This is a genomic window from uncultured Desulfovibrio sp., assembly GCF_944324505.1.
GTDB lineage: Bacteria > Desulfobacterota > Desulfovibrionia > Desulfovibrionales > Desulfovibrionaceae > Desulfovibrio.
This window is the reverse complement of record NZ_CALUWO010000011.1, coordinates 35,542-58,511: the sequence shown is the minus strand read 5'-3', so window position 1 is coordinate 58,511 and position 22,970 is coordinate 35,542. Positions and strand designations below refer to the sequence as shown.

The 22,970-nt window shown below is 62.9% G+C and carries 20 protein-coding genes; 7 read left to right on the top strand and 13 right to left on the bottom strand.

What is annotated here, in order from left to right:
* Nucleotides 1–76 precede the first annotated feature (76 nt).
* From rpsT to Q0J57_RS09840, 10 genes are all read right to left on the bottom strand, one after another.
* On the bottom strand, nucleotides 77–346 hold the full coding sequence (gene rpsT / locus Q0J57_RS09885; protein ID WP_297219776.1) for a 30S ribosomal protein S20: 270 nt from the start codon (nucleotides 344–346) through the stop codon (nucleotides 77–79).
* A gap of 100 nt (nucleotides 347–446) precedes the next feature.
* Nucleotides 447–2,537, bottom strand: a complete 2,091-nt coding sequence (gene glyS, locus Q0J57_RS09880) for a glycine--tRNA ligase subunit beta (protein ID WP_297219774.1) — start codon at nucleotides 2,535–2,537, stop codon at nucleotides 447–449.
* A gap of 2 nt (nucleotides 2,538–2,539) precedes the next feature.
* Nucleotides 2,540–3,415, bottom strand: a complete 876-nt coding sequence (glyQ, locus tag Q0J57_RS09875; RefSeq protein ID WP_297219772.1) for a glycine--tRNA ligase subunit alpha — start codon at nucleotides 3,413–3,415, stop codon at nucleotides 2,540–2,542.
* A gap of 63 nt (nucleotides 3,416–3,478) precedes the next feature.
* Complete coding sequence (locus Q0J57_RS09870) at nucleotides 3,479–4,231, bottom strand: DNA repair protein RecO C-terminal domain-containing protein (RefSeq protein WP_297219770.1); 753 nt, start codon at nucleotides 4,229–4,231, stop codon at nucleotides 3,479–3,481.
* Between the two features lie 48 nt (nucleotides 4,232–4,279).
* On the bottom strand, nucleotides 4,280–5,245 hold the full coding sequence (locus Q0J57_RS09865) for a helix-turn-helix domain-containing protein (protein ID WP_297219768.1): 966 nt from the start codon (nucleotides 5,243–5,245) through the stop codon (nucleotides 4,280–4,282).
* A gap of 20 nt (nucleotides 5,246–5,265) precedes the next feature.
* Complete coding sequence (locus Q0J57_RS09860; protein ID WP_297219767.1) at nucleotides 5,266–6,204, bottom strand: SurA N-terminal domain-containing protein; 939 nt, start codon at nucleotides 6,202–6,204, stop codon at nucleotides 5,266–5,268.
* Nucleotides 6,205–6,270: 66 nt separating this feature from the next.
* The gene (gene mfd, locus Q0J57_RS09855) at nucleotides 6,271–9,786 is read right to left on the bottom strand and encodes a transcription-repair coupling factor (RefSeq protein WP_297219765.1); all 3,516 of its coding nucleotides are present in this window, start codon (nucleotides 9,784–9,786) and stop codon (nucleotides 6,271–6,273) included.
* A gap of 141 nt (nucleotides 9,787–9,927) precedes the next feature.
* The gene (locus Q0J57_RS09850) at nucleotides 9,928–10,257 is read right to left on the bottom strand and encodes an IscA/HesB family protein (protein WP_297219763.1); all 330 of its coding nucleotides are present in this window, start codon (nucleotides 10,255–10,257) and stop codon (nucleotides 9,928–9,930) included.
* A gap of 242 nt (nucleotides 10,258–10,499) precedes the next feature.
* Entirely contained in the window at nucleotides 10,500–10,823 is a 324-nt protein-coding gene (locus tag Q0J57_RS09845) for an IscA/HesB family protein (protein ID WP_297219761.1), read from the bottom strand.
* A 25-nt stretch (nucleotides 10,824–10,848) separates the two neighbouring features.
* The gene (locus tag Q0J57_RS09840) at nucleotides 10,849–11,181 is read right to left on the bottom strand and encodes an iron-sulfur cluster biosynthesis family protein (protein ID WP_297219759.1); all 333 of its coding nucleotides are present in this window, start codon (nucleotides 11,179–11,181) and stop codon (nucleotides 10,849–10,851) included.
* 153 nt (nucleotides 11,182–11,334) lie between these two features.
* Here Q0J57_RS09840 and pyrR point away from each other — a divergent pair, with 153 nt between their 5' ends.
* From pyrR to Q0J57_RS09815, 5 genes are all read left to right on the top strand, one after another.
* Nucleotides 11,335–11,880, top strand: a complete 546-nt coding sequence (pyrR, locus tag Q0J57_RS09835) for a bifunctional pyr operon transcriptional regulator/uracil phosphoribosyltransferase PyrR (protein ID WP_297219757.1) — start codon at nucleotides 11,335–11,337, stop codon at nucleotides 11,878–11,880.
* A gap of 368 nt (nucleotides 11,881–12,248) precedes the next feature.
* Nucleotides 12,249–13,343, top strand: coding sequence for a YedE family putative selenium transporter (yedE, locus tag Q0J57_RS09830; RefSeq protein ID WP_297219755.1), 1,095 nt, complete (start codon nucleotides 12,249–12,251; stop codon nucleotides 13,341–13,343).
* The gene (locus Q0J57_RS09825; RefSeq protein ID WP_297219753.1) at nucleotides 13,343–13,555 is read left to right on the top strand and encodes a sulfurtransferase TusA family protein; all 213 of its coding nucleotides are present in this window, start codon (nucleotides 13,343–13,345) and stop codon (nucleotides 13,553–13,555) included. Before yedE ends, Q0J57_RS09825 begins: the two co-directional genes overlap by 1 nt.
* Nucleotides 13,556–13,611: 56 nt before the next feature.
* On the top strand, nucleotides 13,612–14,190 hold the full coding sequence (locus tag Q0J57_RS09820) for a DUF3343 domain-containing protein (protein ID WP_297219751.1): 579 nt from the start codon (nucleotides 13,612–13,614) through the stop codon (nucleotides 14,188–14,190).
* A complete protein-coding gene (locus tag Q0J57_RS09815; protein WP_297219750.1) occupies nucleotides 14,178–15,077 on the top strand; it encodes a sugar kinase in 900 nt (299 codons plus the stop codon). The genes Q0J57_RS09820 and Q0J57_RS09815 overlap by 13 nt, the downstream gene beginning before the upstream one ends.
* A gap of 228 nt (nucleotides 15,078–15,305) precedes the next feature.
* On the opposite strand, the gene Q0J57_RS09810 is transcribed toward Q0J57_RS09815, so the two are convergent.
* Nucleotides 15,306–16,889 carry a lysylphosphatidylglycerol synthetase family protein gene (locus tag Q0J57_RS09810; protein ID WP_297219748.1) on the bottom strand — a complete coding sequence of 528 codons (1,584 nt, stop codon included), beginning with the start codon at nucleotides 16,887–16,889 and terminating at the stop codon, nucleotides 15,306–15,308.
* A gap of 348 nt (nucleotides 16,890–17,237) precedes the next feature.
* Between Q0J57_RS09810 and greA the strand changes: the two genes are divergently transcribed.
* A complete protein-coding gene (greA, locus tag Q0J57_RS09805; RefSeq protein WP_297219746.1) occupies nucleotides 17,238–17,732 on the top strand; it encodes a transcription elongation factor GreA in 495 nt (164 codons plus the stop codon).
* A 114-nt stretch (nucleotides 17,733–17,846) separates the two neighbouring features.
* Here greA and Q0J57_RS09800 read toward each other — a convergent pair whose 3' ends face one another.
* Both Q0J57_RS09800 and Q0J57_RS09795 read right to left on the bottom strand, forming a co-directional pair.
* A complete protein-coding gene (locus Q0J57_RS09800) occupies nucleotides 17,847–18,557 on the bottom strand; it encodes a helix-turn-helix domain-containing protein (protein WP_297219744.1) in 711 nt (236 codons plus the stop codon).
* A gap of 538 nt (nucleotides 18,558–19,095) precedes the next feature.
* Nucleotides 19,096–19,302, bottom strand: a complete 207-nt coding sequence (locus tag Q0J57_RS09795; protein ID WP_297219742.1) for a hypothetical protein — start codon at nucleotides 19,300–19,302, stop codon at nucleotides 19,096–19,098.
* 706 nt (nucleotides 19,303–20,008) lie between these two features.
* On the opposite strand from Q0J57_RS09795, the gene Q0J57_RS09790 reads away from it, so the two are divergent.
* On the top strand, nucleotides 20,009–22,777 hold the full coding sequence (locus Q0J57_RS09790; RefSeq protein WP_297219740.1) for an autotransporter domain-containing protein: 2,769 nt from the start codon (nucleotides 20,009–20,011) through the stop codon (nucleotides 22,775–22,777).
* Nucleotides 22,778–22,970: the final 193 nt, after the last annotated feature.

Genomic DNA, 22,970 nt, shown 5'->3' with positions numbered 1-22,970 from the left:
CCTACAGGTTCGTAGCCTGTTGCTCTATCCAGCTGAGCTACGAGCGCGTGGGGCAAATCAAGATAACACCAGAAAACTAGGCAGCCTCAATACCGTTGATGGCGCGGGAGAGGCGGGAGACCTTGCGGGCCGCCTTCTTCCAGTGCAGGGCACCCTTGCCCGCGGCCTTGGCCAGCACGGAAGCGGCAGCGCTCAGGGCCGTGGTGGCCTGCGCCTTGTCCTTGTTCTGAATGGCGGCACGCACTTCCTTGATGGCGTTTTTCACGCGGGTGCGGGCGGCGCGATTGCGGACGGCGCGCTGCAGGCTCTGCTTGTGACGTTTGATGGCAGACTTATGGTTAGCCACGATATTCCTCCAAAAAGTTGACCTGCACGCGGCAGGATAATTCCTCGTTGCGAACACCGGTATTTATCCCAGCCGCGTGCACCTGTCAACAATTTTTTTTTTACAGTTGCAAGGCAGAAAAATCTGCCAGTCGGGCAAAGCGGGACCCCAGGGCATTGAGCATGGCCAGGCGGTTGGTGCGCAGAGCCGCATCCTCGGCCATGACCATGACGCCGTCAAAAAAGGCATCCACCATGGGGCGCACTTCTCCCAGCGCCGTGAGCAACGCGGCATAATCGCCCTGCTGCCAGTCCTGATCAAGGCGCGGCAGCAGCGTATCCAGCGTGGCGGCCAGGGCCTTTTCCGGCGCTTCCCGCAGCAGGCCGGCATCCCACACGGCGGGCAGGGCGGCTTCCCCGCCCTGCTTGCGCAGGATATTGGCCACGCGCTTGAAGGTCTGCACGGCCTGGGCATAGCCGTCCTGGCGGCTGAAGTCGCGCAGGGCCGCCAGCCGGGCCGCGCAGGAAGGCACATCCGTATAGCCAGCCCCCAGCGCCGCATCCACCAGCAGGGTATCCTCGCCATGGCTCTGCCAGAAATTGCGCAGGCGGGCCGTAAAGAATTCCATGAGCCGGTCCAGGGCCTCGGCAGGGGCCAGCTTCCACGGGCGATCGCCGTACAGTTCCTGCGCACGGGCAAAGAGCTGGCGCACATCCAGGGCCAGACCGAATTCCTGCGTGATGCGGATAATGCCCAGCGCACAGCGGCGCAGGCCGTTGGGGTCTGCGGCGCCGGTGGGGATCATGCCCAGGCCGAAGCAGCCGGCCAGGGTATCGGCCTTGTCGGCCAGCGACAGCAGCGCCCCGCCCAGCGACTGCGGCAGCGGCGAGTCGGGACCGGCAGGCAGGTACTGTTCGCGCAGGGCCTGGGCCACGGCCGGGCTTTCGCCCTTGCGCTCGGCGTAGATGCCGCCCATGATCCCCTGCAACGTGTCAAATTCGCCCACCATGCCGCTGACCAGGTCCGCCTTGGACAGTCGCCCGGCACGGGCGGCCTCTTCAGGAGACAGACGGCTGTCCCCCAGATTGCCGGCCAGCCAGCCGCAGAGACTTTCCAAGCGGCGGGTCTTGTCGGCCATGCTGCCCAGACGGGCAATGAAGATGACATGTTCCAGCTTTTCCAGCCAGTTGACAAAGGTATCGCGCAGGTCCTGATGCCAGAAGAAACGCGCATCCTCCAGACGGGCGCGCAGCACGCGTTCCCAGCCATGCTTGACCACTTCCCGGTCGCGGGGCGTGAGGTTGAGCACGGTCAGAAAATGCGGCATGAGCCGCCCGTCCGGCCCTTGGATGCCAAAGCTCTTCTGGTGGCTTTCCATGCTGGTCAGCAGCACTTCGGCCGGCACTTCCAGATAGGCCGGGTCAAAGTCGCCCAGCAGCGGCACGGGGTGTTCCACAAGGCCCTGCACCTCTTCCAGCAGCGCGTCACGCCAGAGCACCTTGCCCCCGGCCGCCTGCGCCAGCGCGTTGCCGCCCTGCACAATGATGTCCCGGCGGCTGGCCGGGTCCACGGTCACGGCGCACTTCTCCGCCATGATGTGCAGATAGTCGGACGCCTGCGCCACGCTGAAGGGACCGGCGCCGTGAATACGGTGCCCGAAAGTTTCCCGGCCGGATGTGACGGGTCCCACCGTAAAGGGCACCACCTCGTCATCCAGCAGGGCCAGAATCCAGCGCAGGGGGCGGGCATAGGCCAGGGCATGGCTGCCCCAGCGCATGCGCTTGCCAAAGGGCAGCGAGGTGATGATGGACGGACAGATGCCCGCCAGCAGCTCCCGGACGGCAGCCCCGCCCGTGCGCTTTTTGACGGCCACGTATTCGCCCTTTTCGGTCTGGATGCGGTAGACATCGTCCACGCTCAGGCCGTGGGTGCGGGCAAAGCCCTCCAGCGCCCGCGTGGGCTGCCCGTCCGGGCCATAGGCCGCACGCACCGGCGGACCGGCAATTTCCTCTTCACGGGCCTGCTGCACGGGGTTCACCCCGTCCAGAATGACCACGGCGCGGCGCGGCGTGCTCATGACGCGCATGCCGCCGTATTCCACGGCAGCCTCATCCAGCGCACTGCGGAAACGGGAAGCCAGCTCGGCCTCCTCCACGGGCAGAAAACGGGAAGGCAGTTCTTCGCTGCCGATTTCAAGAACAAATGTCGCCATGATTACTTTGCCCCCCTGAGCATGGGATAGCCCATTTCCTCGCGCTGGGCCGCATACAGTTTGGCCACGCCCGCAGCCAGGGCGCGCACCCTGCCGATATAGCCGGTGCGTTCGGTGATGGAGATGGCTCCCCGCGCGTCCAGCAGATTGAAGGTATGGGAGCACTTCAGGCAGTAATCATAGGCAGGCCACGGCAGGTTCAGCTCCAGCATGGCCTTGCACTGCCCTTCAAAATCATTGAAATGGCGCAGCAGCATTTCCGCATTGCTCACCTCAAAATTGTGACGGGACTGCTCCACCTCGTTCTGGTGATAGATGTCGCCGTAGGTGACGTTCTCGTTCCACTTGAGGTCATACACCGATTCCACGCCCTGCAGATACATGGTCAGGCGTTCCAGCCCGTAGGTCAGTTCCACGCTTACGGGCGAAAGATCAATGCCGCCCACCTGCTGAAAATAGGTGAACTGGCTCACTTCCATGCCGTTGAGCCACACTTCCCAGCCCAGGCCCCAGGCGCCCAGGGTGGGCGATTCCCAGTCGTCCTCCACAAAACGGATGTCGTGGCAGGCGGGATCAATGCCCAGTTCCGCCAGACTGCCCAGATAGAGTTCCTGAATATTTTCCGGCGACGGCTTCATAATGACCTGAAACTGGAAATAACGCTGGAGACGGTTGGGATTTTCGCCATAGCGACCATCCGTCGGCCGGCGCGACGGCTCCACATAGGCCACGTTCCACGGCTCGGGGCCGATGACGCGCAGGAAGGTATTGGGGTTGAAGGTACCGGCCCCGCACTCCACGCCCGAAGGCTGTTCCACTACGCAGCCCTGCTTTGCCCAATAGTGTTGCAGGGTGAGGATAACGTCCTGAAAATACATGCCTTGTCCTTTTGTATTGCCATGACATGCCCCCACGGCATGTCCAACGTACCGGGAAAAGCGCTATACGCGGCGGAAATACCTGCCCTCCCAGGCCAGTCCCAGATGGTATTGCACAAACCCGTCAATGGCGCGGGCACAGGCCCGGCGCACCTCTCCCGGCAGGGCCTGTGCAGGCCACCGGGAAGGAAATTCTTGCTGCACGCGGGACAAAAGGTCAAGCCCCTGCCCCGGAATCCAGACGCCGTAGCGGTTGATGCTCTCCCTGGCTGCGGCGCAGTGCCGGCACAGGCATATGCCCTCGTCCACCGCAAAAAGCGCTCCCTCGTCCAGATTCTGCCCGCACCGGTCGCAGCGGGTGAAACGCGGGCCAAAGCCCAGCACCGCCGCCAGGCGCAGGCGAAAAAACAACGGCAGCAGGCCGGGCAGCTCCGGCTGCGTCTCCAGGGTGGCGCGCAGGTCTTCCAGCAGGACAAAGGCCTCGGCCGCGGCCTCTTCGCCCACGCCCAGGGCCTCCAGAAAGCGCAGACAGTTGGTGGCCAGCCCCATGCGCCGCCAGTTGCCGCGCAACGCCTGCGGTCCCTGCACAAGACTGGCCTCTTCCAGATTCATGAAGCGGCCGTCCCGCGAGGTGCGGATGCGGCAGCGCAAGGTATTCAGCACATCCAGGCAGCCGCAAAAGCGGCGCCGGCTGCGGCTGCCGCCAAAGGCAAAGACCGTGAGCATGCCGCGCCGGCGGCACAGCAGGCGCAGCCAGATGTCTGCCTCGCGAAACGGCCCCATGCGCAGCACCAGGGCCTGTTCGTTCCATTCCATACTACCCGCCCGCGCTGCCCTTTCTGGACGGCGGGGCTACGCCTCCTGTCAGGACCGGGGCGGAAAAACCAGATTGCGCACCTGCCCTGCCGCACCGGGAGAGGGCTGTTCTTCCCCGTCGTACAGGATGCGCACGCCCCCCGCATTGCCCAGCCGCAGGTCAAGCCGCTCTTCAAACGTCAGCGTGACGGAGCTGCCCTTGTTCAGGGAAAACTGCCGGGCAGGCCGCTTGTCCGCATGGGCCTGCACCCAGCAGGCCCCCGTGGCAATGAGTTCCACCTGATGCAGCCCATCCGCCAGCGCCGGCGCTGCCGCGGCAGCAGGCGCTTTCGCATCTGCCTGCGGATTTTCGGCCGGCAGCGGCGACGCGGCGTCGGCCGTCTCCGCGGCCGCAAGGCCCGCCATGGCGGGCCTTGCGTCAGGCTCCGCCGCCACGGCGGCGGCCGTTTCCATCAAAGAAGAAGGGGCGATCATGGCCTGCGGTGCAGGCGCAGCCTGGGGCAGCGAGGGAACGGGCACCACGGGGAGCGCTTCGGCCTCCGGCTCCATCCTGTCCGTTTCGGGCAGACCGGCGGGCCGCGCCACCTGGGAAACGGTGGAGGACTCGCCGAGGATCATCTCCATGCCCCGTTGCAGCAGACCGCTGCTCCACAGGGCATACAGTCCGCCCAGAATGACCAGCAGGGCCAGCAGCAGGGAAAGGAGCCGGCCAGACAAGCGGGAATGCCGGGATGCGGACGCCATGTAGACCGTTTGCGTCGGGGTGATGTTTTCCTGCGGACTCAGGCTTTTCAGGGCCTCGTCCAGCTCGCCCTGCGCCAGACCCATCAGGCCGGCATAGGCCCGCAGAAAGCCCTTAGCATAGGCGGGATGGGGCAGCGACGCCTCATCGGCCTCTTCCAGCGCCCGCACATGACGCGCACTGATCTTGAGCCTGTCGGCCACTTCGTCCAGACTCAGGCCGCGCGCCTCGCGCTCGGCCCGCAGCGCAACGCCCAGTTCTTCAAGATTCATGCTTTCCCCCTGCCGTCAGGCTACAGGCGAATGTCAATGACCGCGCGGTTGCGCAGCTGGCTCACATATTCGTCAAAGCGTTCCATGGCCTTGGGCTGCCGCAGGATGCCGTCAATGATGGGCGTGGCCTGTTCCAGGGTCAGGGGCTTGTCCGGGCCGGTCTGCCCGGGACGGAACAGGGCCATCTGTGCCTTGAACCTGTTCTGGATGGTAAAGATGGGCGTCACGTCGCCGGGGCGCATCTTGCCGAGCTTTTCCGCAAATTCCTCATTGAGCCTGTCCCATTCCACCGGCCCCATGTCGCCGCCCTTTTCCTTGTTGGGCGCGATGGAATACTTGCGGGCCGCCTCGGCAAAGCTCATCTTGCCCGAACGGATCTGCGCGGCAATGCTGGAGGCATTGACATTGGGATGATAGACCAGCAGCCCCATGTGCAGCCCCTTGCGGTCAAAAATCTCGTTCTTGTGCTTTTCGTAGTAGTCCCGGATTTCCTCGGGGGTCACCACCACCTTGCGGCCCACCTGCATGCCCATGATCTTCTGGCGCAGGATGTTGCGCTCGAAGGTCTCGCGCAGGTCCGCCAGCGAAAGGTTCTGCCGCTTGAGCTGTTCCTCGAACTGGGCGCGGGTCAGGCGGCGCTCGCGCATGAGTCTGACCAGTTCCTGATCCACCTCGCTGTCGCTCACCGTCACGCCCAGGCGCCGGGCCTCCTGCTCCACAAGAATATTGACAATGAGCATATCCAGGGCCTTGCGCAGCACCTCATTGACCTGCTTGGCCTGCTTGGGATCATTGGGATTGAGACGGGCGCGGGCCAGGTCGGGCAGGGCCGCCTTCTGCAGGTCAAACATGGTGATGACCTTGCCGTTGACCACGGCCGCCACCTTGTTGAGCTGGGCCGCCTGCGCACTGCCTGCCAGCAACAGCAGGCATACAAACATCACAAGAGCTTTCTTCACGGTATTTCCCCCGCTGGTAAATGGCATAATTTTTTCAGAAGTAGTCCAAAAGGCGGCAAGTTGCAATCACCGTGCCCCGCCCCTCCCGGCAGGACAGGCGGCTCCGGCCGCCGGTGTGTCCGCCCCCTGCCCCGAAGCGCCGGGCAGGCGGGCCGTTTCCAGTGCCGCGCGCACCGCGCGCAGACCGTCGCCCACGCTGCCGGAACGCGGCAAGGGATAATACAGGCCGGCCGGCGGCAGCAGGCGTGCGCCTGGTGTGGACGTGCCCAGGGCCACCAGCCGTTCCGGCGAAACGGCCGTCTGCCCGTCTGCCCACACCAGCTTCACATGATCGGCCGTAATATCGGCCCGCTGCACCTGAAGGGTGCCCAGAAACTGCTTGAAGTCCAGCACGGCCAGGAAGTTTTCCAGTTCCGGCGGAAAGGGGCCGAAACGATCGCGCAGGGCCAGGGCCGCCTCTTCGCGCGCGGCGCCGTCCACGGCCGAGGACAAGGTCTTATAGCAGCGCAGGCGCTCGCGCCCATCCTCTATATAGGACTGCGGGATATGGGCCGGCAGGCCGATATTCAGTTCCGTTTCCTGGGGCAGTGCGGCCGGCGTGCCCTTGAGACGCGCCACGGCCTCTTCCAGCATTTCCAGATACAGGTCCAGCCCCACGCGGGCCATGTGACCGGACTGCACTTCGCCCAGGATATTACCCGCGCCGCGCAGGCGCAGGTCTTCCATGGCCACCTGGAAACCGGCGCCCAGATAGTCCATGTCCATGATGATGCGCAGGCGTTCGCCCGCCTCCTGGGACAGATGCTCGGCATCGGGCACCACGAAAAAGGCATAGGCCTGCCTGTCGCTGCGGCCCACGCGGCCGCGCAGCTGATAGAGCTGCCCCAGGCCGAACATCTGTGCCTGGTCCACAATGAGCGTATTGGCGCGGGGAAAGTCCAGACCCGATTCCACAATGGCCGTGCAGACCAGCACATCCAGTTCGCCGTGCCAGAACTTGTGCATGTTCTCTTCCAGGGCGACCTCGCCCATCTGCCCGTGCGCCATGCCCACGCGGGCGGACGGCACCAGGCGCCGCACATAGTCCACCACGCGCTCCAGCCCCTGCACCCGGTTGTAGACCCAGAACACCTGCCCCTCGCGGGCGATTTCGCGTTCCAGCACCTGGCGCAGCAGGGCATCATCCCGTTGCAGCACCGCCGTGGCCACAGGCTTGCGTTCCTGCGGGGCGGTTTCAATGACCGACAGGTCCCGTATACCCGACATGGACAGCTGCAACGTGCGGGGAATGGGCGTGGCCGTCAGGGTCAGCACGTCCACATTTTTCTTGAGGGCCTTGAGCTTTTCCTTGTGGCGCACGCCGAAGCGCTGCTCCTCGTCCAGAATGAGCAGGGCCAGATTGGGCAGCTTCACGTCGGACGACAGCAGGCGGTGCGTCCCGATGAGAATGTCGATCTGCCCGGCCGCCGCCGCGGCCAGGGTTTCCTTGATGCGGGCGCGGGACACAAAGCGGCTGAGCAGGCCCACATGGACCGGAAAACCGGCCAGACGCGCCCGGAAGGTCTGGAAGTGCTGCTCGGCCAGGACGGTGGTGGGACAGAGCATGGCCACCTGCCGGCCTTCGGAAGCGGCGCGAAAGGCGGCGCGCAGGGCCACTTCTGTCTTGCCGAAGCCCACGTCGCCGCAGATGAGGCGGTCCATGGGTTCGGGCCGGTCCATGTCGTCCAGCACATCCTGAATGGCCCGGGCCTGGTCCGGCGTTTCCTCAAAGCCGAAGGTGGCCTCGAACTCGCGGTACAGCTCGCCCGGCGGGTCATAGCGAAAGCCCTTGGCCACCTTGCGGTAGGCATACATTTCCACCAGATCGGCGGCAATTTTTTCAATGGCCTTGCGGGCCTTTTCCCGGCCGGAACTCCAGCCGGCGCCTCCCAGCCTGTCCAGGGTCGGTTCCGGGCCGTCGCCGCCCTTGAAGCGCTGCACCAGCGACAGCCTGTCCACCGGCACATAGAGCTTGTCCCTGCCGGAATACTCCACTAGCAGAAAGTCATTGCCCGTGCCGTTGCGCTCGAGATGCTCCAGACCGGCAAAGCGCCCTATGCCGTAATCCCGGTGCACCAGCAGGTCCCCGGCCTTGAGATCATCAAAGCTGTCCATGCCCTTGAAGGCCCGGGACGGCGCCCGCGCCGTGCGCTGGGCACGGGGGTAGAGAATGTCCTCGCCCAGGATGAGGCTGTTGTCCCAGACCAGTTCCGCCCCGCCGCGGAAACCGGACACCAGGGCAAACAGACCGTGCTGCTCCGGCGCATAGCGCAGGGCCGGCAGAATGCCGTCCTGCCGGGCCAGGGCGAGAAACTTGCTGCGGCTGCGGGCCGAGGAAAAGCTGAGCAGCACCTGACGGCGCTGCCCCTGCCACTGCCGGAGCGCCGCCGAAAGATGCTGCCACGGCCGGTCCGTGGCGCCGGCCTGCGGAAAGAGATCGGTAAAGCTGTGCAGGGGGCGTTCCGGCAGGGGAATGCCCTGTTCCTCCACGCCCATGACCAGCGGTTCGGCAAAGATGCGGCAGCCGTCATGCCACGGTTCCTTGCCGGCATCGGGGCGCAGGCACAGGGACGCGGGCTGCGACAGTTCCGCATCCTCCCCTTCCAGCGCCTGCCGCAGCTGACGCTCCGCCGCGCACAGGGCATCGCGGCTGTCCGCCTGTCCGGGCAGCAGCCACAGGGTATCCGGGGGCAGCCAGTCTTCCAGACAGCTGGCCTGCGCATGCAGCACCCCGGGAAAGATGCCCGGACGCCCCGCATCCAGGGCCTTGCCCAGGCTGTAGTGCGCATTTTCGCTCAGCTGACCGCCGGCAAACAGGCCGTCCAGGCGTTCATGCCAGCGCAGCATATCTGCCGGCGCACAGGTATAGGGCAGCACGGGCAACAGGGTACACTCGTCCAGCGTTTGCAGGGAACGCTGGCTTTCGGCGTCAAAAAGGCGCATCTCGTCGATGGTGTCCCCGAAGAATTCCAGCCGCAGCGGACGGCTGTACCCTGCCGGAAAAATGTCAAGGATGTCCCCGCGCCGGGCCATGTCGCCGGGATGGGTCACCAGCGGCACGCGCTGATAGCCCCATTCCACGGCCTGGTCCAGCACCAGTTCCGGGGCAAGATCGCTGCCCCGCGTCAGGGTGATGCTGTTGCCGGCAAAGAAGTCTCCGGGCATGTAGCGCAGCAGCAGGCTTTCGGCGCTGGCCACCAGGCAGTGGGCGCCGCTGTGCCGCAGGCCGTAGAAGACGGCCATGCGCAGCGCCCAGACATCGCGCCCCTGTCGCAGGGAAATGCCGCCGGGCAGCGCCAGGCAGGGATTTTCCCACAGGGGACGGGCCAGGGGCTGATCCTCCACGGAAAGCGACGGGACAAAAAGGGAAACCAGCGCGCGGGCGGCGTTCAGTTCGTCACGATGGCGTGCCAGCAGCACGCTGCTGCGCCCTTCGGCCAGGGCCTCGGCAGCCAGACGGCAGCGCGTGACCAGACCGCTGCGCTCCATCTGCCACTGCCCCGCGGGCGCCTTGAGAAAGGAAAGAAGTTTTTCCGATGCCATGCTCCGTTTTCCGCCCCTCTCCGGCAGTCCGCCTGCATGATGGCAGACGGGCGGCATGCCTGCCCCCACGGCAGGGATACAAAAGAAATGGCGGAAGCGACAAGGCCGCCTCCGCCCCAAACGTCCGTTCCGCGGGAAGAACTAGTGGGAACCGCAGGAAGAGCAGGAACCGCAGCAGCTGCTGCCGCCTTCCATGGCGCCGGGCAGCGGTTCTTCCGTATCCACCGTGAAGCCCATGTAGGTCATGGTGATGGAGGCGCTCTTCACCTGAGCGAGCAGTTCCTTGTCAATGCAGAAGGTAAAGCCCTCTGCCACGATGACGTCGTCCGAATCCTTGGCATCATCCAGAGCCAGGGCCATGCGGGGACCGCTGCACCCTCCGGCGGTGGCAAAAAGGCGGATGGTCTTTCTTTCCTTGCCGTCGAAATAGGCTTCAAGCTCCTGGCGGGCTTCATCAGACAGGGTAATCATGGATAGTTGCTCCAGTCAATGAGGTTACGGGGAATATGGCCAGAACCATTGCCTGCCGCCCCCGCTCACGGGGGCGGCAGCATTCTCTGTCAAGGCCCGGGAAAGCTGCGCTCCGGCATCATGCCGCCCCCTGTCCGGCGTCTTCGCCTGCCCAAGACGGCAGACCACAGACCGCGCTTTCCGAAGAACGCGGCGGAAACGGCCGTTCCGCTTCCGCCTGAGCACGTACGGGACAGAAGGGATTAATGAGATCCGCAGGAAGAGCAGGAACCGCAGTTGCCCCCGTCTGTCGTACCGGGCAGCGGCTGTTCTGTATCCACAGTAAAGCCCATGTAGGTAAAGGTAATGAATACCTTCTTCACCTGGGCAAGCAGTTCCTTGTCGATGCAGAAGGTGAAGCCACCTTCTTCAATCACTTCATCGGAATCTTTGGACTCATCCAGAGCCAGGGCCATGCGGGGGCCGCTTCAGCCCCCGGCCGCCACAAAAAGACGCATGGTCTTGCGTTCCTTGCCGTCGAAGTAGGCTTCAAGCTCTCGACGGGCGTCATCAGACAGAGTAATCATGAATGGTTTCTCCCATCAGGGGTGGTTAATGATTGGTACCGCAGGATCCGCAGCAGCTGCCGCAGCTGCCTTCCCTGTTCAGGGCAGGCAGTTCCACGGCAGGGGTCACTTCGAAGCCCAGAGGCGTCAGATCGATGGACACGCTCTGCATGGCTTCCATGAGTTCCTTATCCACGCAGAACTGGAAGCCTTCCACTTCCAGCACGTGGTCTTTTTCTTCATCGGGGGTATCCAGCGCCAGCACCAGTTCCTGACCGGCGCAGGCGGGCGGCGTCAGGTAAACGCGAATGGCAGAGCGTTCCCTGTCCGCAAAAAAAGCATTGAGTTCTTTGACAGCCCGTTCACTAAGCGTCAGCATGGCTCCCTCCTGAAAGTTTGGGTGTGACAGATGTAAGTCCCCCGTCTGCCCTTGTCAATGCGCCCGGGGCAAAACGTCTTTTCAACCGCCGGAAAAAAGGCTATTTTTCCCGCGCATTCATCGCGCCAATCCGCGCCACCAGGAGGAAACAACATGGCCCGAGTCATTCTGGACAAGGAAGAAATCGCCCGCACCCTGGACCGCCTGGCCAGCCAGGTGCTTGAGCGGCATGCCCGCTGCGACGAGGTGCTGCTGGTGGGCATTCAGCGCCGTGGCGCCGACCTGGCTGCCCGTCTGGCTGCCCTGCTCTCGCAGAAGCTGGGACGCGAAGTGCCCCTGGGCACCCTGGACATCAACCTCTACCGCGACGACTGGACCAGCATCGAGGGCAAGCCCCACATGGGCCGCTCGCACATTCCCCTGCCGGTGGACGGACGCACCATCATTCTGGTGGATGACGTGCTCTATACCGGGCGCACCATCCGCGCCGCCCTGGAAGCCCTGCTGGACTACGGCCGGCCGCATGTGGTGGAACTGCTGGTGCTGGTGGACCGCGGCCACCGCGAGCTGCCCATCCATGCCGACTATGTGGGCCGCCGCCTGGATACCCGCCGCAGCGAGCGCGTGGACGTGCTGCTGCACGAGCGCGACGGCGTGGATGAAGTGCGCCTTGCCCAGGCGGAGCCATCCCGAGCCTGACGGAGCCGTCCCGAGCCTGATGCCGCCCCCCCTCTGCCGGGCCGTTTTGCCCGTGCGGGGAATGGCGGCGTGTCGCTTTTGCCTGCCCCCCTTGACCGTTTTCTCGCTCTTTTTTATGGTCATTTCCATTGCGGTGCACCGGCCCTGAGGGTGGGGCCGGCCGGCACGGCACAATTCTGGAGGAAGCGCAAATGCCGTCTCGTAACTGACGTTTTTTCCGTCGTCCCACGGAGTGGGGCGTCATCGGACGAAAGCGTCAGCACGGCGGTTTCGTTTTCCGGCCCTTCTGACCGCCTTTCGTCCCCTGTCGGTATTCCGGCGTGCGCACGCACGGTTGCTGCCGTGTGCTAACCATCAAAGGGGGTTTCATGAAGGCTGGTTCCAATTTCTTCTCCACCACAGCGGGCGTTGTGGTCACCGGTCTGGTGCTGGGCGCCCTTGCCATCCTGTTGCAGCAAAACGGCAACCCCGGCAACATGGGCATCTGTGTGGCCTGCTTCAACCGCGACATCGCCGGGGCCATCGGCCTGCACCGCGCGGCCATTGTGCAGTACCTGCGGCCCGAAATCATCGGCATGGTGCTGGGGGCCATGTGCGCTTCCCTGCTGTTCGGCGAATTCCGCGCCCGCGGCGGCTCCTCGCCCATCGTGCGCCTGCTGCTGGGCATGGTGGCGGCCATCGGCGCCCTGGTCTTCCTGGGCTGCCCGTGGCGCGTCATCATGCGCCTGGCCGGCGGCGACGCCAATGCCCTCTTCGGCCTGGCCGGCCTCATTGTGGGCGTGGGCATCGGCACCCTGTTCTTCCGCCAGGGCTTTTCGCTGGGCCGCAGCCAGCGCCAGTCCCCGGCCAGCGGTCTCGTGCTGCCCGGCATCATGGCGGCGCTGCTGGTGCTGCTCTTTGTGGATCCACAGATACCGGGACAGGACAAGAGCGGCGTTCTCTTCTATTCGCTCAAGGGACCGGGCGCGGCCCATGCCCCGGTGCTGCTTTCGCTGGCCGCCGGCCTGGTGGTGGGCGCGCTGGCCCAGCGCAGCCGCTTCTGCACCATGGGCGCCATTCGTGACGTTCTGCTGTTCCGGCAGTGGCACCTGGCCGCGGGCCTGCTGGCCATGCTGGCCTGCGCCCTGCTGCTGAACGTGCTGCTGGGCGGCTTTCATCCCGGCATGGCCGGCCAGCCCATTGCCCATACCGAATCGCTCTGGAACTTCCTTGGCATGGTGACGGCCGGTCTGGCCTTTGCCCTGGCCGGGGGCTGCCCCGGGCGCCAGCTGTTCATGGCCGGCGAAGGGGACAATGACGCCGCCGTCTTTGTGGTGGGCCTCATCCTGGGCGCGGCCGTGGCGCACAACTTCGGCCTGGCGTCCAGCGCCACGGGCATCGGCCCGCATGGCATGCTGGGCGCGCTGGGTGGTCTGGCCGTCTGCCTGGCCATCGGATTCTTCAACTGCAAGCGAGGTGCCTAATGGCTGAACTCATTGATGCCCGCGGGCTGTCCTGCCCGCAGCCGGTGCTGCTTTTTCTCAACGCGGTCAAGGCCCATCCCGATGCGGCATTCACCGTTCTGGTGGACAATGACGCCAGCAACGAAAATGTGAGCCGGGCCGCCCGCAACAGCGGCTTCAGCGTGACCTCCACTGCGGAGGGCACGGACTTCCGCCTGGAAATCCACAAGTAGCCGGCCGGCCCCGGTGGCGTGTCTGCCGGGGCCGCCGTCACGCAGGAGGTGCGTGCATGCTTTCCCTTTTCCGGCGTCTGCGTTCCCGCGGCAGGGAAGCCCTCCCAACCCTTGCCCCGCGTCACGCCCCGCATACCGAGCAGGGCATCCTGGTCTTTGCCCAGACGGGCGATGTGATCCGGGCCGAACGGCTGCTGCGGGAAGCCGGGCTGCCGGTAGAGGTCAAGGGGCCGCCGCCGCAGTTGCAGACAGGCTGCGACATGGTGGTGGTATTTCCCCTGCTACGTCAGGCCGCCGTGCGGGACTGCCTGCAACGGCACCATCTGGAACCGGAACAGATGGTGGCCGCGGCGGACACCCTGCTGGAGCCGGTTTCGCTCTATCAGGTGAAGCGCCTGGACCACTGGCTCATGGTGCGCGCCGCCAATATGAAGATTACCGTGGATTGCCGGGACAGGCGCATTGTCAATATTTCCGGGGGCGGCTGTCCCGACGTGCCCTGGCTGGCGCGCTGCCTGTGCGGCCAGGCTCTGGACACGGCCCCTGCTCCCCTGAGCCTGGGGCAGACCCTGTGCTGCTACAGCCTGCAAAAAGCCTTTGACGAAGCCAGGAGGCAACTGTCATGTGGTGCATAGCCGGCAGCATTCCCGATGCGGACATGTCCCTGTGCCTGCCGGAAGGCCCTCTGCGGGTGCAGGGCGACCAGTTGTGTCTGCCCGACGGGCGCAGCGTTCCCGTGGAGCGCGGCACGGCGGCCCTGGCCGCCACGGCCGTCCTGGCCTGTGCCGCCCTGGGGGCGGAAGCTCCCCGTGCCCTGCTGGCCGGCGACAGGGGCAGCGGCGACGGCAGCCGCCAGCTCTATGCCTGGCTCACGGAACATGCAGCCGCCCTGGCCCCCCACGGCCTGACCTTTCACTATCTCTTCCCGGATGTAGACTGGCACAACCGCGTGCTCATGGCCCTGCAGGACCTGCCGTCCCCGCCCCTGCTGCTGGCGGACGCGGGCTTTATGTACGCAGCCAAGATGAGCGGCTATGCCGACGCCTACGACCTGTTCACGCCCGATGTGGGCGAACTGGCCTTTCTGGCCGATGAAAACGCTCCCCATCCCTTCTACACGCGGGGCTTTCTGCTGGCTGAGGAACAGCATATTCCCCCCCTGCTCCGGCGGGTGCTGGCGCACGGCAACTGCCCGCGCCATCTGCTCATCAAGGGCGCGGCGGATCATGTGGTCTGCGAAGGAACGGTACGCGCCGTGGTGGACAGCCCCTCGGTGCCGGCCATGGAGTGCATCGGCGGTACCGGCGATATTGTCACCGGCCTGGTCACGGCCTTTGCGGCGGCCGGCTGGCCCCTGTGCGCGGCCTGTCTTGCCGCCTGTCGCACGGCCCGCTACCTGGCGGCACACTGCGCGCCGCAGCCCGATACGCCGGTGGGCCGGCTTATCCCCCATCTGCCGGAAGTGCTGACCCCGGCCCTGCTGGACGCCCTGCGCCAGGAGGCAGCGACCCTCACGGCCTGAGCCGACCGGCCCTCCGCCGTTCAGGGGAACGGGCAGACCGGTCTGCCTGCCAATGGGCTGCCCTGTGCGCGTCGGCGCTGCCGGGGCACAGGAGCGGACGGCACGGCCGGACAGCAGCCGGGCAACAGCGCAGGACAGCAGGGATACCGACCGGCACAGCAAAAAAACGGGGCAGCCCGCGCCGTCTGCCGCGAACGCCCCCTTGCGTCCTGTTACGTACCGGGTGCGCTAGCCGTGCCGGCTGCCCTGCCCCGACGAAAGCCCCTCCGTGCGCCGGCGCTGCCGCCTGCGCAGATTCACGCGCCATATCCACGACACCAGCACCAGCAGCAGAATGCCCGCATGGCCCAGGAGCACGTGCGGGGCATTGAATGCCTGATCAAATCCCCAGGTTTCCGCCCGGTTCCAGCGGGGAAAGTACACAAAGCAGCCCAGGGCCATGTTGAGGGCCAGCATGCCCAGCGCTCCACCCAGCCAGTAGGCGGGGATGGCTTCTTCCCAGAAGAAGGACGAGCGGTAGAAGCGCCGCCGCCCCAGCACCACGGCCAGAAAGAGCACCAGCACCATGAGCGCAGCACCCCAGGAAAAGGCATTGAGCAGACAACCCGCCATGCCCAGCAGGAAGAAGCAGACCACCATGATATAGGCCCGCCGCTGACGCCGTTCCAGCCCATAGGAAAGGAAGAGCAGCGCCGCCCCCGAGATGGCGCAGGCGCAGTGCCCCAGCCCCATGAGCCAGCGCGGCAGGATGCCGGCCATGCTCTGGAGGGTTTCGGGCCGGATGGGCAGGGTGGAGGCAATGAGCAGAATGGCCCCGCCCGCAAAGGTCAGATAGGCGGAAATGGAATGTGACAACACGGAAAGCCAGCGCCCGGCATCGCGCAGCATGTTGCGGCTCTGGCGGGCCTCGTAAACGGCCAGCAGCACGGCCGCCGCCAGCAGCGGCAGAATGTAGTAGATAAGGCGGAACAGCAGCACGGCCGCAAAGACCACCTGCTCGCGCGGCGTGTGGGTAAGGTGCAGGATGACCAGCTCGAACACCCCTACCCCGCCGGGAATGTGCGTCAGCACCACGGCCACCTGCGCCATGAGGTAGCCGGGCAGAAATTCCACAAAGCTGATGCCCAGATCGCCGGGCAGCAGCACGTACATGCAGGCGGCAGCGGCCACCAGGTCAACCCCGGCCACCACCATCTGGGCCACGGCCAGCCGCGGCGACGGAAACACAAATTCCTTGCCGAAGATGTGCACAGGCTTGCGCACCCGGAAGCAGAGCACAAGATAGGTCAGGGCAATGGACAGCAGCAGCACCCCCAGAATGCGGATATCCTTGATGGGCATCCTGGCCAGCAGTTCATCAGGAATCACCGGCGGCGCTACAAGAAAGATGAGGCCGCTCAGGCCCAGGGCGCCCACCCAGAAGGTCACGGCCAGCATGAGCACCAGGCGCACGATTTCGGACAGGGAAAAGCCCCAGGCGGAATAAAAGCGGTAACGCACGGTGGTGCCGCCCAGCAGCGCCCCGAAATTGTAGCTCACGGCCTGCCCCACCAGCGAAACCAGCCCCACGCGCGGCAGCGGCAGCGACTTGTGAATAGCCTTGAGGGCCAGCCAGTCATAGCCCACCAGAATGATATAGTTGATGATGGTCAGAAAGATGGAAAGGGCAATGCTGGCGTAGGAGACCTGCTCGATGCTGAGGCGGATTTCTTCCAGGCTGTAGGCCCTGAGCTTCTGATACAGAAGATAGATGGCCAGCACAAACAGACCAGTGATGAGCACCGGACCGAGATAGCGCAGATACTTTTTCATGATGCCTCACAGCAGGATCGGTGGGAACGATATTGCCCAAAGTCTATACGCACTTTTGCCGAGCCGCAAGCCCGCAGGCAGGAGGGCTTGACCCCCCTTCACCGAAGGGCTATAGTTAAACGGTGCAAATGGCACAAAGTCCGCTGCTGCCGGCGGACATTCTTTTTGGCCTGTGCCGGAACGTCCCGCCTGACGCCGCGCACGGCTTTCGTTTTTTTCTTCACGGGACATGCAAGCCTTGCAAGGCACCTTTGCGGATTGTGCGACAGCCGCAGGATGTCGCATACGGAATGCTTTTCGCCGCACGGCGACAAATGGTGGCGCATGACGCGCCCAAGGAAGGACAGTATGGCCGTTACCAATATTCCCATTACGACCCTGGGCTACAAACGACTGGAAGAGGAGCTGGCGCGCCTCAAGAGCGAACGCCCCCACATCATCCAGGCCATCAAGGAAGCGCGCGAGGAAGGCGACCTGCGCGAAAATGCGGGCTATGACGCCGCGCGCGAACGCCAGGGCATGACCGAAGCCCGCATCAAGTACATCGAATCCCGCCTGGGCCTCTATACCGTCATTGATCTGGACAAGCTCTCCGGCGACAAGGTCATCTTTGGCGCCACGGTGGAAGTGGAAGACGTGGATACCGAAGAAAGCCGCACCTTCACCATCCTTGGCCCGGATGAGGCCAACCCCGCCAAGGGGTCCATCTCTTTCCTGTCGCCCGTGGGCCAGGCCCTGCTGGGCAAGGAAGTGGGGGACGAAGTGAGCGTGGACATTCCCCGCGGCCGCGTGACCTACGAAATCGTGGACATCAGCTTCCGCGGTTCTTCCGCCCTGGACTAGCCGACCACGGCGGCATCCCGCCTTGGCGGGCATGGCCGCTCCTGTGCCGCCAGCGCGGCAGAAAACGCCTTTTGCTCCGGCAGAAGGCGTTTTCTGCATGCAGTGTTTCTGCCTTCAGTCCCGGAAAAAGAGGCGCCGTCCTCCGCTGGACTGCGGCTCCTCATGCAGGCCCCGTCTGCCGGACACATAGCCCGGTGATATGGGCACGGCCTCTCTGTCGGACCGCTTTTCCACGGACTGTTCCAGACGGGCCAGGCGCACGGACAGATCGGCATTTTTCTGCCACAGTATCCTGTTTTCCCTGTTCAGGTCCCGGCGCTCCTCTTCCAGCCGCATGAGCTGCTCCTGCAACCAGGTGCAGTAACCGCACTGCTGCCCCGCATTTTCCGCCCCTGCCGCAGGGCGCGACGAAACCGCCCTTCCCCGCTCTGCGCCCCTGGCGGCATGAACGGAAAAACGTTCTTTTTTCCCGCTTTCCTGGCCGGACGGCGCAGCCTTCCGCACCGATTCTTCGGCGAAATTCTGTTCCAGTCTGTACATATTTTCGTCCGTACAAGATGCCGCCGGCGCAAAATCCCCTCCCTGCACCCCCGTTCTGGCGGGAGTGCCGCCCGACGGTCCTTCGGCTGACTGTTCTCCGGTCAGCAACCAGCCGATTTCCACATGACATATGCGGCAAATGGCCAGCACCACCTCCACATTGGGGCAGTTCTCGCCCCGTTCATATCCTCCCAGGGCGCCCTTGCTGATGCCCAGCAGGGCAGCAAATGCCTCCTGTGACATGCGGCCGCGGACCTGACGAATCCGCTCTCCCAGTTTCTGCATATTTCTTCATCCTTGCCCTCCTCCAAAAAAGAACAGAAAATCAACCAGTAACAATAAAAAACAAACAAATAGTCATAATTTTGTTTACTTGACTGAGATTTTGTTCTACTAAAGAGGTGTGGGCGATATTTTGAGCCAATACATTTCCTGGGAGCATAATAACCGCCCACACTCTGGAAAGCAATGCCGCTCCCCGTGCAGGCTATCAGTAACAGTATGAAATCTGTATATCTTTTTGCCGATGCCCTGCACGGGGCGGCCCTGTCGTCATCTGGCAGCCGCCCGCGCTGGACGCCGTGCGGCCGTGCCGCAATTTCGGGAGAGGTTGTATGCAACTGACCAAGGGTGCCATAGGAAATCTGATAAATCGCTACAAGGCAGTACTCAAGAAATGCCACCTGCTCAATGCCTTCGGCTCGCTGGCTGTGGCTGGCATGCTGGTCATGGGCAGCGCCGGAATTGCGGGGGCGGCGGACTATAGTCTTAGCTCGGATTATAATACACAAATTGAGATTGCTGAAGGCGAAAATTCTAATATTCAATTGAATGGATACAACATCAACACTGGAGCAGACAAAGCTATCATTGTAAATGGAAAATTAGAAATAAACGATTCTGCATCTTCTGGAAAAATATCTTCAAATGACATGTGTATAGACATAATGTCTAGCCTAGGAAATACAGCTGAAGTTATAATAAATTCTGGTACAATTGAAGCAACTGGCAGCGGAACACCTACTGCCATATTCCTATGGCCAGACGGTGGGACGGCAAAAGTAACAATAAATGACGGCACAATACGCAGCAGTGTTTATGCAATAACGGGAAACGGAGCTGGACAAGATGGAACAGAAATAAATATCAACGGTGGGCTTATAGAAAGCACTGGTGGTACAGCAATATATCATCCACAGGCAGGAATTATTAACATTTCAGATGGCACTATTATTGGTCCTTGCGCTATCGAAATGAGAAGTGGTGATGTAAATATATCTGGTGGAACTATTACTGGTAACAATGATGAATTTTTAACACGTAATAGTGGTAATGGAAACACCGTATATGGAGCAGCCTTGGCCATCAGCCAGCACACAACACAAAAAGATATTAATGTTAATATAACAGGCGGAACATTTAATGGCATATATGCCATATATGAAGCCGATCATACTGGAGGTAAGAACACAGGTGCTGGCTACAAAGATAATGTAAATATTTCTATAACAAATGGCACCTTTAATGGCAAAATATATAGCCAGCATTGCGAAAACTTCATTACTGGAGGCACATTCTCCGACCCGACAGCTTTGCATTACCTTGGCGATGGCGCCAATATAAAACTTTCCTTGACAGAAGATTACTCTGGTGAGACTGGCACTCTTAACAATAAAGCCTTCAATATCGGTTCTAACCGCACGGTCGCCATGGATCTTGGCGGGCACACCTTCTCGATGACCAAGTCTGGAAACACCAGCGCCGGCAACATCAGCGTTGCCAACGGAACGCTTAAACTTGCACAGGACTTGGCCCTGACGGGTGGCACGCTGGACATGTCCAGCAGTAGCACACTGGCCATCGACGGTGGCAGCCTGACCATCGACGGCGGTACCTTTGTGGCGGACGCCAGTCTGCTCCTTACAGAGGGCTTGGAGACCAACACGACCAACGGCATCCGCGACACCAACATCGTCGGGACCAAGGGCAATCTGAATCTGCGCTGGTTTGACGACGACTACACGGCAGATGAATATGCCACTGCCAAGAAAAATTTGCTGGGCCAGGGCACGGAAGGTGCTACCCTGAACTTCCTCAATGCCAGCCTTGCCCTCAATGACACGCAGGACCTGGTCGTGGGGGCGGCGCAAAACGACAATGAAGTTACCATCACCATGGCTCCCGTTGTGGTGGAGGCAACAGAGAAACCTAGCGACGCTGCTACATCCTCTGAAAACGTAATCGACTCTGTGCCAGATAAGATTGTCTCGGTCGTTCACAAGGACGACAACACTGAGGACAAGGAACTCCTGGCGGCCGATACCATTACTATCGCCGACAGCAGCAAATTCACCGCCAAGGGGCTGGAAATCGCCGGTACGGAGGGTGCCGCGACTGTCACCCTCAAAGTGACTGACAACTCCGACATCACCCTGACTGGTGGCGAAGGCTGTTCCACCGGTGTTGTGGCCGAGGGAGAGGCCGTGGCAACCGCTGTCACTGTTGACAGCGCCACCTTGAACATGGGCCTTGCCGGCAACACGCAGGATCAGGGCCTGACGCTGGCGAAAGCAACGGTTACCAATGGCGGCACGCTCAACGCCAACGGCGGTGGGGAAGGAACTTCCCAGTACGCCATCGATGCCCTGACCATGGAGGCTAACTCCCAGGTCAACGTGCTGGACAGCATCATGCAGATCGGCGAGTTCACGGCCGGGGGCGGCACCATGTTTGTGGATCCTGCCTATGTGAATATTGGCAACGTGGCTAGCACGTTCGGTACGGAACTGCTGGTGGGCGCCGGTTCCACCGTCAATATCGGCGGCATGTCGGAAGCGGACATGCGCCAGGCCATGGAGACGGCCGGGATATCTGTTGGTCCCAACTTCACCGTGGGGGCCAACCAGTCTGTACTGGTTCTGGGGCAGAACCTTACGCTTGGCAGCACTGGCAAAATCGTCGTGGATGCCAATGTCAATGAGGCTGGCGAGATCAGTGGCGGCTCGGTATCTCAGGGCGCTTACTTCGGCACTGACTCCCTGCTGGTGGTCAACGGCAATACCATCAACGGCACGGCGGCGGCCATTACTCTTGACGCCAGTAACCAGAACCTCTACGTCCAGAGCGGCGCCAAGCTGGTGATCGCTAATGCCGTGAACGGGCAAACTTACACCATCGTGGGCAATGTGAATACGGGCGGGTCCACCCTCGACGGCTGGAAGGGTGTTAGCTCCACCACGGACATGGTCTCGCTGGGTGATGCGGCGTTTACGGATGCCACAGGTTCTCCCACTACTGTTACGGTATCCGCCACCCGCAACGACGCCGCCACGGTCTTCCCCAAGCTCAGCGACGGCATGGCCGATGCGGTGAATACCCTGTATGGCCAGCAGCTCAACAACGTGGACTCCCCTGACATGGGTGTGCGCTTCCTCAGCCGTGCCACGGACAATCGCTACCTGGGCGCGGACAAGGACGCCGCTGCCTCCACCATCGAAAGCGCGGCCCGCATGGCCTTTGCCGGCGCCGTGCCGCAGATGACCAAGATGGCGTCCGATGCGGCCACCAATGCCGTGGTCAACCGTCTGGGCTTTGCCAATCCGGCTGACGGCATCCAGGCCATGGATGCCGAAGGCAAGATTGTGGACCGCAACACCACCGGCTTTGCCCTGTGGATTGCGCCCCTGTGGCAGAACATGCACGGCTGGAGCATGGAAGCCGGCAATATGGACTACGGCTTCAACGGCAACCTGGGCGGCGTTTCCCTGGGTGCGGACTACACCTTTGAAAACGCCATCCGCGCCGGTATCACCTTCAACATCGGCGGCGGCTATGCCGAATCCTCCGGCGGCGACCTCAGCAGCACCCAGAACAATATGAACTTCTGGGGCCTGGGCGCCTACGTGGGCTGGAACTACCAGAACTTCGGCCTCATGGCTGATGTGGCCTACACCAGCACCTGGAACGACCTGTCCCAGGATATGGACGGCCGCATGGGCATGGGCGATCTGGAAGCGGACGTGCAGGCCAGCGCCCTTTCCGCCGGCGTGCGTGCCGAATACAAGCTGGAAACCAGCGTGCTGGATGTCATCCCGCACATCGGCGTGCGCTACATGAGCCTCAATACCTGGGGCTATGATGTGGAAAGCAGCGGCGGCACCCTGCTGGAAGCCGACGGCTTCCACCAGGACATCTGGACCTTCCCTGTGGGCATCACCTTCAGCAAGGACCTCCAGATGGGCAACGGCTGGGCCTTTACCCCCAGTGTGGACTTCTCCGTCATCCCGGCGGCCGGCGATATCGAGGCCAAGCATGACGTGGCGTTCACCGGCCTGCCCGGCAGCTATGAAGTGGAAACCCAGATGATGGACTATCTCACCTGGCAGGGTGGCATCGGTCTGGAACTGGGCAATGAAAACATGAGCATCGGCGTGAACTACACCCTGCAGGCCGGCCAGAACAGCACTGGCCATGGTCTGTTCGGTTCCTTCCGTTACGAGTTCTAACCCATACCAGAGGAGCACTGCCCCGCAGGCCGGGGCGGTGCTCCTTCTGCGCTTGCCTTCCCCTCTCCGGCGGGACGCGCGGGGCGTTCCGCCGGAAATGCCGACAGGGCCGGCCTTTCCCCTTCCGGAGACCGGCCTTGTCCTTCCCCGCCATCCGTCTTGCTGCCGGGGCACGCCAATCGGCACACTTCAT